Source organism: Vulcanococcus sp. DEBay_Sum22DG08_74 (assembly GCF_017852955.1).
Lineage (GTDB): Bacteria > Cyanobacteriota > Cyanobacteriia > PCC-6307 > Cyanobiaceae > Vulcanococcus.
Window position 1 is genome coordinate 1 of sequence record NZ_JAFMKL010000066.1, and the last position, 9,392, is coordinate 9,392.

General features: G+C 64.0%; 11 protein-coding genes and 1 tRNA gene. 8 read left to right on the forward strand and 4 right to left on the reverse strand.

From position 1 onward, the window contains the following. From QZ184_RS07980 to sds, 5 genes are all read left to right on the forward strand, one after another. Positions 1-165 (forward strand): 2-phosphosulfolactate phosphatase (locus QZ184_RS07980; RefSeq protein WP_296418968.1); only part of this gene is annotated, 165 nt, incomplete at its 5' end. 36 nt (positions 166-201) lie between these two features. Beyond that, positions 202-1,020, forward strand: coding sequence for a carbon-nitrogen hydrolase family protein (locus tag QZ184_RS07985; protein WP_296418954.1), 819 nt, complete (start codon positions 202-204; stop codon positions 1,018-1,020). 46 nt (positions 1,021-1,066) lie between these two features. After that, positions 1,067-2,146: an N-acetylmuramoyl-L-alanine amidase gene (locus QZ184_RS07990; RefSeq protein WP_296418956.1), complete on the forward strand. Its 1,080-nt coding sequence runs from the start codon at positions 1,067-1,069 to the stop codon at positions 2,144-2,146. After that, positions 2,143-2,979, forward strand: a complete 837-nt coding sequence (gene murI / locus QZ184_RS07995; RefSeq protein ID WP_296418958.1) for a glutamate racemase — start codon at positions 2,143-2,145, stop codon at positions 2,977-2,979. The genes QZ184_RS07990 and murI overlap by 4 nt, the downstream gene beginning before the upstream one ends. Before the next feature lie 50 nt (positions 2,980-3,029). Beyond that, on the forward strand, positions 3,030-4,001 hold the full coding sequence (gene sds / locus QZ184_RS08000; RefSeq protein ID WP_010316792.1) for a solanesyl diphosphate synthase: 972 nt from the start codon (positions 3,030-3,032) through the stop codon (positions 3,999-4,001). Between the two features lie 3 nt (positions 4,002-4,004). Here the strand turns inward: sds and QZ184_RS08005 are convergent, their stop codons facing one another. After that, positions 4,005-4,667: an HAD family phosphatase gene (locus QZ184_RS08005; protein ID WP_296415868.1), complete on the reverse strand. Its 663-nt coding sequence runs from the start codon at positions 4,665-4,667 to the stop codon at positions 4,005-4,007. A gap of 90 nt (positions 4,668-4,757) precedes the next feature. On the opposite strand from QZ184_RS08005, the gene acs reads away from it, so the two are divergent. Next, on the forward strand, positions 4,758-6,728 hold the full coding sequence (gene acs / locus QZ184_RS08010) for an acetate--CoA ligase (protein WP_296415867.1): 1,971 nt from the start codon (positions 4,758-4,760) through the stop codon (positions 6,726-6,728). On the opposite strand, the gene QZ184_RS08015 is transcribed toward acs, so the two are convergent. Both QZ184_RS08015 and QZ184_RS08020 read right to left on the reverse strand, forming a co-directional pair. After that, positions 6,713-7,438 carry a DUF1350 family protein gene (locus tag QZ184_RS08015; RefSeq protein ID WP_296418962.1) on the reverse strand — a complete coding sequence of 242 codons (726 nt, stop codon included), beginning with the start codon at positions 7,436-7,438 and terminating at the stop codon, positions 6,713-6,715. The two genes, acs and QZ184_RS08015, sit on opposite strands and share 16 nt — an antisense overlap. Beyond that, the gene (locus QZ184_RS08020) at positions 7,435-7,899 is read right to left on the reverse strand and encodes a peroxiredoxin (RefSeq protein WP_247478151.1); all 465 of its coding nucleotides are present in this window, start codon (positions 7,897-7,899) and stop codon (positions 7,435-7,437) included. Before QZ184_RS08020 ends, QZ184_RS08015 begins: the two co-directional genes overlap by 4 nt. Positions 7,900-7,976: 77 nt before the next feature. On the opposite strand from QZ184_RS08020, the gene QZ184_RS08025 reads away from it, so the two are divergent. After that, a complete protein-coding gene (locus QZ184_RS08025) occupies positions 7,977-8,885 on the forward strand; it encodes a 3'-5' exonuclease (protein ID WP_296418964.1) in 909 nt (302 codons plus the stop codon). 89 nt (positions 8,886-8,974) lie between these two features. Continuing rightward, positions 8,975-9,238, forward strand: coding sequence for a hypothetical protein (locus tag QZ184_RS08030; protein ID WP_296418966.1), 264 nt, complete (start codon positions 8,975-8,977; stop codon positions 9,236-9,238). Positions 9,239-9,316: 78 nt separating this feature from the next. Here the strand turns inward: QZ184_RS08030 and QZ184_RS08035 are convergent. Next, positions 9,317-9,390 (reverse strand) — tRNA-Pro (locus tag QZ184_RS08035). Between the last annotated feature and the right edge of the window lie 2 nt (positions 9,391-9,392).

The window sequence follows — 9,392 nt, forward strand, 5'->3', positions numbered from 1 at the left end:
CAGCAATGGCGCCATGACACCGAAACCTGCCTGCGGGCCGCAAGCCATGGCAAGCGTCTGATCGGTCTGGGTAACCATGACGCCGATTTCGCCTGTTGCGCGGCCGTCGACACGATGACCATGGTTCCCACCCAAACCAGCCCAGGGGTGTTGCAGGCCGCTTGATCCCCTTACAGTGGCCGCGGTGGCAAAACTCCAGCGTTGACAAGCTTTCTGGCGTCGGCAATCCAGCTCAACAGCAGCGCTGATCTCACCGCCAATTTCGCCGCCGCTGAAGAGCAGATTGAGCTGGCCGTTCGCCGCGGTGCCGAGTTGGTTGGCCTGCCGGAGAACTTCGCCTTCATGGGTGAGGACAGCCAGCGCCTCGAGCAGGCCGCGCTCATTGCAGAGCAAGCGCAGCGCTTCCTCATCACCATGGCGCGCCGCTACCAGGTGACCCTGATGGGTGGTGGTTACCCGGTGCCGGCGGGGGCCAGTCTGACCAGCAATCGTGCCCAGCTCGTGGCCAAGGACGGTCAAATACTGGCCACCTACGACAAGATCCACCTCTTTGACGTCGATCTGCCCGACGGCAATACCTATCAGGAGTCAGCAACGGTTCAGCCCGGCAACACGCTGCCGCCTGTCGTCGAGGTTCCTGGCCTGTGCCGCGTTGGACTCTCCATTTGCTACGACGTTCGTTTCCCTGAGCTCTACCGGCACCTGGCGGCTGAGGGTGCTGATCTGCTCTTCATCCCGGCGGCCTTCACAGCTTTTACCGGCAAGGATCACTGGAATGTCCTGCTGCAGGCCCGGGCGATTGAAAACACCGCCTATGTGGTCGCACCGGCACAAACGGGCCATCACGGCGGTCGTCGCCAAACCCATGGCCACGCCCTGGTGATCGATCCCTGGGGCACCGTGCTCTCCGATGCCGGGACCTCGGTGGGCCAGGCCGTTGCACCGATCGATGTGGGCCATCGCCAGCGGATCCAGGCCCAGATGCCGAGCCTTCAGCACCGCAAGCCAGCGCTCTTTTAAGGCGAGAGTTGTGTCGTTGCTGACGCTGCAACACCAAGTCAGGCGGTTGTCCCGTCTTGGGTTTGCCCTGTTGCTTCCCTGCGTCACGATCCTCTCCGCCCTGCCGGCGAGGGCGTGGAGTGCCCTCTCGGCCTGGGGGATTAGTCGGGACGGTGTCCTGGAGCTGCGGACGCCGCCGGCCACCCGTCTCCAGGCCTTTTTTGAGGACGGCAATGGCGCTGTTGGCCCTCGCATTTGGGTGGATCTACCCGGTGCGCCTCAACGGTCCAGAACCCTGGTTGGCAATGGCGCGATTCGGGAGGTTCGGATTGGCCGACCCACCGATAACGCCACCCGTCTGGTCATTGAGTTCCAGCCGGGCACACGTCTCGATCCCCGCCAGATCAAGTTGGTCGGCACCGATGTCGATCGCTGGTCGATGGACTTTGGCCCCAGCGTCCGCGGGCTTCGGGCCATTGGAGAGGGCAGCCTTGAACGGCCCCAGGGCCCCAGTTGGCGGGCGCTTCCCCCTCCCTCCTTGCAGCTTCCGCGCGGTCCGATTCCCAAGCTGGGGGATCTCCCCTCGGTTCCCCAAGGGCGCTACACCGTGGTGCTCGATCCAGGCCACGGCGGACCGGACCCTGGGGCGATTGGGATCAACAATCTGCGTGAGACCGATGTCGTTCTGGATGTGAGCCTCCAGGTGGCTCAGATCCTTCAGGCCAAAGGCGTTCGAGTCCTGCTCACCCGCTCCTCGGAAGTGGATGTGGATCTGCCCCCCCGGGTGGCTTTGGCGAACAACAACCGAGCCGATGTTTTTGTGAGCATTCACGCCAACGCTCTGCGCATGGACCGGCCGGACGTCAATGGCATTGAGACCTTCTATTTCCAAGGTGGCCGCTCTTTGAGCCTGGCTCAATCGCTGCAGAACCAAATGCTGGCGGCTTCGCCTGGAACCCCGGATCGTGGTGCCCGCTCCGGCCGCTTCTTTGTGATTCGCCGCACGGTGATGCCCGCGGCCCTTGTCGAAATGGGCTTTGTGACCGGGCAGCTGGATGCTCCCCGTTTGGCCGATCCGACTTTCCGGCGGCGCCTGGCCGTTGCTATCGCTATGGGCATCCTCAACTACCTCGTGGCTTATCCATGAGCGGGGCCCCCATCGGTCTCTTTGATTCCGGCGTTGGTGGTTTAAGCATCTGGCGGCAGGTGGTTCACGCCTTGCCGTCGGAGTCGCTTCTTTATGTCGCCGATCAGGCGAATGTCCCCTACGGCCATCGCTCCGCTGACGAGATTCAGGCCAACAGCCTGGGAATTGCGGACTATCTCGTCGCCCAGGGCTGCAAGGCGATTGTGGTGGCCTGCAACACCGCATCGGCGGTGGCACTGGAGCCCCTGCGGCAGCGCTTTCCCCAGCTGCCCATCCTTGGCCTGGAGCCGGCAGTGAAGCCTGCTGTTCAGCTCACCCGTTCCGGGGTGGTGGGGGTGATGGCGACACCGGCCACCTTTCAAGGTCAGCTCTATCGCGCCACCGTTGGGCGTTACGCCACAGCGGTGCAGGTGGTGGAGCAGGTTTGTGTGGGCCTGGCTGAGTTGGTCGAGCAGGGGGATCTTGAGGGCCCGGATTGTGATGCCCGCTTGATGGGCTACCTCCAGCCGATGCTGGACGCTGGTGCCGACACGATTGTTCTGGGCTGCACCCACTACCCCTTCGTGATCGAGTCCATTCGCCGCCTGGTGGGACCAGCGATGGCGGTCCTGGATCCAGCGCCTGCCGTTGCGCGCCATCTCGCCGATGTGCTCGGCCAGGCCGGGCTGCTGGCCATGGATTCAGCCGGGGTCTTGGCGCCGCGCTTCGCCACAACGGCCGATCCCTTGGCCTTCAATCGGGCCCTTTCGCGTCTGGTGGGGGTGAGCAGCGCCAGTCAGGCACTGATCTGGCAGTTCGGACCCGATCAAACCCGCTGTCTGACCCCCGCTTAGGCAGCGGTCGGAGGCAGGCGCCTTCTAGGATCTCCCCACCGCTGGGGGTCATGGCCACCGTTGCAGAGCTGCTACAGCCCGTCGAGTCCGATCTCGAGGCTCTGCTGAGTGATCTCCGCAGTCTGATCGGTGCTGGGCACCCGATTCTTCAGGCCGCTGCGGAACACCTCTTCAGCGCCGGTGGCAAACGGTTGCGCCCCGGCATCGTTCTCCTGATTTCAAGGGCACTCGCGCCCCAGGGTGAGCTCACGAGCCGCCATCGCCGGCTGGCCGAGATCACCGAGATGATCCACACCGCCTCACTCGTTCACGACGATGTGGTGGATGAAGCCTCCACCCGACGGGGCGTCGATACGGTCCACAGCCGTTTCAACCACCGGGTTGCGGTTCTTGCTGGCGATTTTCTCTTCGCCCAGGCCAGCTGGCACCTGGCCAACCTCGACAACCTTGAGGTGGTCAAGCTGCTCTCGCGCGTGATCATGGATCTCGCCGACGGTGAGGTGAAGCAAGGGCTTTACCGCTATGACACCGGCCAGAGCTTCGAGACCTATCTCGAAAAGAGCTACTGCAAGACGGCGTCCCTGATTGCCAACAGCGCCCGCGCGGCTGGCGTGCTCAGCGGTCTGCCGGAGGACCAACTCGATTGCCTCTATCGCTTCGGCCGCCAGCTCGGATTGGCCTTCCAAGTGGTCGATGACATCCTCGATTTCACTGGCAGCGACCAACAGCTCGGCAAGCCCGCGGCCAGTGACCTAGCCAGTGGCTACCTGACGGCCCCTGCCCTCTATGCATTGGAGGAACGTCCTGCCTTGGCGGGCTTGATTGAGCGCGAGTTCAACCAAGACGGGGATCTGGCTCAAGCCCTGGAGTTGGTCCGCGGCAGCGAGGCCATCCAGCGCTCCCGCACCCTGGCGGAAACGTTTGCGAATGAGGCCTACGAGGCCCTGAGCTTCCTGCCCCCGTCGGATTGCCGTACGGCCCTGCTTGAACTGCCGGAATTCGTGCTGAGCCGGTTGTACTGAGCTTCAGTTCAGCAGCGGTAAGACCTGGTCGAGGGAGCTGATCCTGTCAGTGATTTGGGCTGGGTAGAGCACTGGGTCTGCATCCGGTGCAGGCACGACGAACACGCGGCAGCCCGCAGCGAGGGCTGCATGGGCCCCTGCCGGTGAATCCTCGAAGGCCCAGCTGTCCTTGCAATTCACCCCAAGTCGCTGGGCGGCGAGCTGAAAGACATCTGGATGCGGTTTGCCGCGTCTGAGCTCAGGGTCGTCTCCGTGGACCCGTTCTTCAATGGCCGCCAGCCAAGGGTGGGGCTTGGCTTTCAAGTTCACCGCCTCTTTTGAGCTGCTAGTGGCCAGGGCCATCGGTAGCCCCAACTCCAGGCAGCGACGGATCAGCGCCTGGGCGCCTGCCATGGGTGGCGCCTGAATCAAGAGGGCCTCGGCAATGGGCTGGCGAATGGCCAACAGCTCATCAACGCTTGGAACCAGCAGCTGGCTCGCGCGGATCCACTCACGCACCTGCTCAGCGCAATCCAGGCGCCGGCGTCCCCGCAGTTGCATCAGTTCTGGATCGGCCAGGGGGCGTCCGAAGTGATGGGCCGCCTGCTGCCAGGCCTGCGCATGCAGGGGTTCGGTGTCGAGCAGCAGCCCGTCCAGGTCAAACAGGCAGGCGGCGGGATGAGCCATGTCCCCATCCTGAACCCTGCAACAGCGTTACAGCGCTTCAGAGCAGCCTTTTTCCTCGCTTGAATGGCTCCATTGCGTTGTCGATGGGCCATGGCTGAGACCGGGATTGAGTCGGTGCTCAATGAGGCGCGGGTGTTTGATCCACCGGCCGCCCTGTCGGCATCCGCTCGGATCGGCTCCTTGCAGGCCTACCGGGACCTGGCCGCCCAAGCTGAAGCCGATCCCGATGGGTTCTGGGGTGAAGCGGCTCGGCGGGAGCTGCATTGGTTTAAGCCGTTCGAGACGGTCCTCGACTGGAGTAACCCACCCTTTGCCCGCTGGTTTGAAGGGGGGCAAACCAACCTGTCGTTTAACTGCCTGGATCGCCATCTCGATGGTCCCCGGGCCGACAAGACGGCCCTGATCTGGGAGGGGGAACCGGGTGATGTGCGGCGCTTCAGCTACCGCGAACTGCACGCGGAAGTCTGCAAAGCGGCCAATGCCCTGAAGGCCCTTGGCGTTGGTAAGGGCGACTTGGTGGCTCTGTACATGCCGATGGTTCCGGAGGCCGCCATCGCGATGTTGGCCTGTGCCCGTATTGGTGCGCCCCATTCCGTGGTCTTTGGTGGTTTCTCCGCCGATGCGCTGCGCGATCGCCTGATCGATGGTCAGGTCAAGCTCGTTGTGACGGCGGATGGGGGCTTCCGCAAGGACAAGCCGGTTCCCCTCAAGCCCGCCGTGGATGAAGCGCTTGCGGCAAAGGGTGGTGCTCCGAGTGTGGAGAAGGTTCTGGTCGTCCAGCGCATCGATTCGGGCTGTGCCATGGAGTCCGGTCGTGACCACTGGTGGCATGAGCTCGTGGATGGTCAGAGCAGCGATTGTGCGGCGGAGCCGATGGAGAGCGAGGACCGCCTCTTCGTCCTCTACACCTCCGGTTCCACCGGTAAGCCCAAGGGGGTAGTTCACACCACGGCTGGCTACAACCTCTGGGCTCACCTGACCTTCCAGTGGATCTTCGACATCCGCGAAGACGACGTCCACTGGTGTACAGCGGATGTGGGCTGGATCACCGGCCACAGCTACATCGTCTACGGCCCTCTCTCCAATGGCGCGACGACGGTGATGTACGAAGGGGCCCCTCGCCCCAGCAACCCCGGGGCCTTCTGGGAGCTGATCCAGAAACACCGTTGCACCATCTTCTATACGGCGCCCACGGCGATCCGCGCCTTCATGAAGAGCGGCCGGGAGGTGCCGGATCAGTACGACATGAGCTCCCTGCGGATCCTCGGCACCGTGGGGGAGCCGATCAATCCAGAGGCCTGGATCTGGTATCGCGATGTGATCGGCGGTGGTCGCTGCCCGATCGTCGACACCTGGTGGCAGACGGAGACCGGTGGGGTGATGATCAGCCCCCTTCCTGGGGCGACGCCGACCAAGCCAGGCTCGGCGACCCTTCCACTCCCCGGCATCCAAGCCGACATCGTCGACCACGACGGCAACTCCCAAGGAGCGGATCAAGGTGGCTACCTCGCGGTGCGTCGTCCCTGGCCGGGAATGATGCGCACGGTCCACGGCGATCCTGACCGTTTCCGTAAGAGCTACTGGGAGGAGATTCGCCCGGCCGATGGCTCCCACATCTACTTCGCCGGAGACGGCGCCCGCCGCGATGCCGACGGTTACTTCTGGGTGATGGGCCGGGTCGACGACGTGATCAACGTCAGTGGCCACCGTCTGGGGACGATGGAAATTGAAAGTGCTCTGGTCAGTCATCCCGCCGTGGCGGAATCCGCTGTGGTGGGTCGCCCGGATGACCTCAAGGGTGAGGGCATCGTTGCGTTTGTGACCCTTGAGGCCGGCCGCAGTGGTGATGACGCCTTGGTGGCCGAACTGCGCAGCCATGTGGGCAAGGAGATCGGTCCGATTGCCCGCCCAGATGTGATCAAGTTCAGCGACGCCCTACCGAAGACCCGCAGCGGCAAGATCATGCGCCGGATCCTGCGCTCCCTCGCCGCCGGTCAGGAGGTCAGCGGTGACACCTCAACCCTGGAGGATCGCTCCGTTCTTGATCAGCTGCGGGTCTGATCCGGGCTCGTCCACCACTGCAGCAGCTGATCGGCCAGTTGATCCAGTTCCCTCTGCCGGGCTGGATCATCAGCCCAACCCCCGAGCAGGTTCTGACGGAGTCCTGCGCTGGCTGGGGTGAGGTGATCTCCGGCCCGCTCGAGCAAGCGGGTGCTGTCCTGGCTTCGGTTTTGAAGTACCTGCAGGAGCCGAGGGCTCTGGTCCAGTTGGTCGCTTTTGAAGCGCACCAGCAGGTTGTTGGCTTGTCTGTAATTTTTGGCGATCAGCCGCAGGGTCTCCTCGGGGGAGGGGCTGAACTCGCTCGTGACCCCGAGGGCTCCTCCGAGCTCGGCGAGCAGTGGAACACTGCGCTCGGCGGAGAAGTTGTTGAAGCTCATCGCTGCCAGGCCGCTGCAGCCTCGACCGTTATCGGGTGCCAACAGGTGCAGCTTGCAGCCCAGGCTGTGGCCCAGCCTCAGCGGCGGGGGCTGATCGGGGTCCCTGCGCTGGCGGAAGGTCCTCCAGGCGTCATTGGCCTGTGCCTGATGGTCAAAGCCGGGTACATAGCTCCAGGCGTGGATGGCCATGCCCCGGCGCGCCAAGGCCTCGAGAAGCCGCCGATAGCTGATCTGCGGCGTCGCAGCGAGATAGCTGCCGCCAATGAACTCGATCAGCCCCCGCGGTTGGGGAGGGGTCCAGCACCAGAGGCTTCCGCGCTGGCGCCAGCTCATGCGGCCTGAAGGCGCTTGAGGCAGTCCAGGGCTTCACGGCGATGGGCCGGGCCATCCAGCAGGTTGTTGAACACGTGACGAACGACCCCGCTCGCGTCGATCACGTAGGTCACGCGGCCCGGCAGCAGTCCAAGGACGCCGGGCACCCCAAAGGCCTTGCGCAGCTGGTTGTTTTGATCCACCAGCAGGGGATAGGGCAGGTTGTGGCGGCTGGCAAAGCGCTGATGACTGCTGGCGTTGTCGCCACTGACGCCCCAGACCTCCGCCCCTAAGGCCTGCAGGTCGGCATAGCTATCGCGGAAGGCGCAGGCCTCCATGGTGCAGCCAGGGGTGTCGTCCTTGGGATAGAAGAACAGCACCAGAGCCTTGCCCGCGAGTTGATCGCTGCGGCGCTCCACGCCGTTCTGATCCTGCAGCGCGATCAGGGGAGCGCGATCACCGCTTTTCAGGGCTTGGGCCAAGGCCGGTACAAGAGCTGCGCAAACCCTAGGGAGGGGCTGGCCAGGGCTGGGATTATGGGGCGACTGCAGAGGTGGGGATGACCAGGGGCGACGCGGAGATGGACGAACAACAGCCCCGTGCTGGCTGGGAGCAGGTGGATCTGCTCAGCCTGGTCAGTGGATCCGCCGCGGCGCCAGTCGTGCCTGAGCCTGCGCCGGAGCCTGCTGCGGAGACGGCTGTTGTTGCCGACCGGGCTGAGGCACCTGAGCCATCGCCTGCCGCGCGTCTCTCTGGTCCCAGTGGCCCCGAGCTGCTGTTGATCCTCGACACGGAGACCACCGGCCTCTCCCCGGCGGAGCATCGCTGCATTGAGGTCGGTGCGGTTCTTTTTTCGGTGCCGGATCGCTCGGTGTTGAGCCAGGTTTCGTTTTTGATGCCTTGCACCAGCAATGCCGCTGAAGCGGTGAATGGCATCGCCCCGGCCCTGACGCAACGCCCTCAGCCATGGCAGGCGGGTCTGGCCTGCTTCGAGGCCATGGTTGAGGCCGCTGACGTCCTCCTGGCCCATAACGCCGCCTTCGATCAGCAGTGGTTTGGTCTGGGCTCCCTGCCGGCACTCAGCAAGCCCTGGCTTTGCTCCATGGAGGACATTCGCTGGCCCCAGGAGCGTCAGCTGCGGTCCACGCCCTCGGTGCGTGATCTGGCCTTGGCCTATGGCGTGCCGGTTTGGGCGGCCCATCGGGCCCTCACCGATTGCATCTACCTGGCGCAGGTCTTTGAGCGTTGCGAGGACTTGGAGGACCTCCTTCTCCAGGCGATGGAGCCGCGCCGCCTCTACCGCGCTCGTCTCTCCTATGAAGAACGCCATAAGGCCCGCGAGGCGGGCTTCCGCTGGAATCAACCGGTGAGCGGAGCCTGGAGCCGGCGCCTGTCTGACCGCGAGGTGGCCCTATTGCCCTTCCCTGTCGTTCCGGTCGATGAGGCTGCGGAATTGCGCAGCGCCTGATTTGCTTCAACAAGAGGAAGCGGATCCACTCATTTCAAGGAGCAGCTGAGCCTTCTCTCCATCGTGGTGGGTGAGCTCTGGTCAGTTCCATGTCTGTGCATGCTCGCGGTCATCCCTCTAGGCCCTGCGCCCTGAGCAAGGTTCAGCGCTGGCAGCGCAGCCGCACCTGGGCCCGCTTAATTCGCGAAGCAGAAGCCCTCTGGCATGTGGATGTGCGCGAACTCCATCGTTTGGCTGCGCTGGAGTTGTCGCAGCTTCTGGAGGAGGTGCCGCCGGGATTGCGTCCCAGGGTGAACCGTTGGCTGCAGGGGTATCACGTGCACACGCGACTGGAGTCCGATTCGAGGGCGTAAAGCCTCAGCTTTTTGGACCAAACACAAAAAAACCACCTCTGGGGGAGGTGGTTTTGGCGGAAGTTGCCGGTGATCAAATCGGAGCGGCGGGATTTGAACCCACGACCCCCACTACCCCAAAGTGGTGCGCTACCAAGCTGCGCTACGCCCCGGC

Excerpts from the sequence above, each read along its gene's own strand:
- QZ184_RS08025 (WP_296418964.1), top strand. The coding sequence starts at position 7,977 with ATGACCAGGGGCGACGCGGAGATGGACGAACAACAGCCCCGTGCTGGC.
- QZ184_RS08015 (WP_296418962.1), bottom strand. The coding sequence starts at position 7,438 with ATGAGCTGGCGCCAGCGCGGAAGCCTCTGGTGCTGGACCCCTCCCCAA.
- QZ184_RS08005 (WP_296415868.1), bottom strand. The coding sequence starts at position 4,667 with ATGGCTCATCCCGCCGCCTGCCTGTTTGACCTGGACGGGCTGCTGCTC.
- QZ184_RS08030 (WP_296418966.1), top strand. The coding sequence starts at position 8,975 with ATGTCTGTGCATGCTCGCGGTCATCCCTCTAGGCCCTGCGCCCTGAGC.
- acs (WP_296415867.1), top strand. The coding sequence starts at position 4,758 with ATGGCTGAGACCGGGATTGAGTCGGTGCTCAATGAGGCGCGGGTGTTT.
- sds (WP_010316792.1), top strand. The coding sequence starts at position 3,030 with ATGGCCACCGTTGCAGAGCTGCTACAGCCCGTCGAGTCCGATCTCGAG.
- murI (WP_296418958.1), top strand. The coding sequence starts at position 2,143 with ATGAGCGGGGCCCCCATCGGTCTCTTTGATTCCGGCGTTGGTGGTTTA.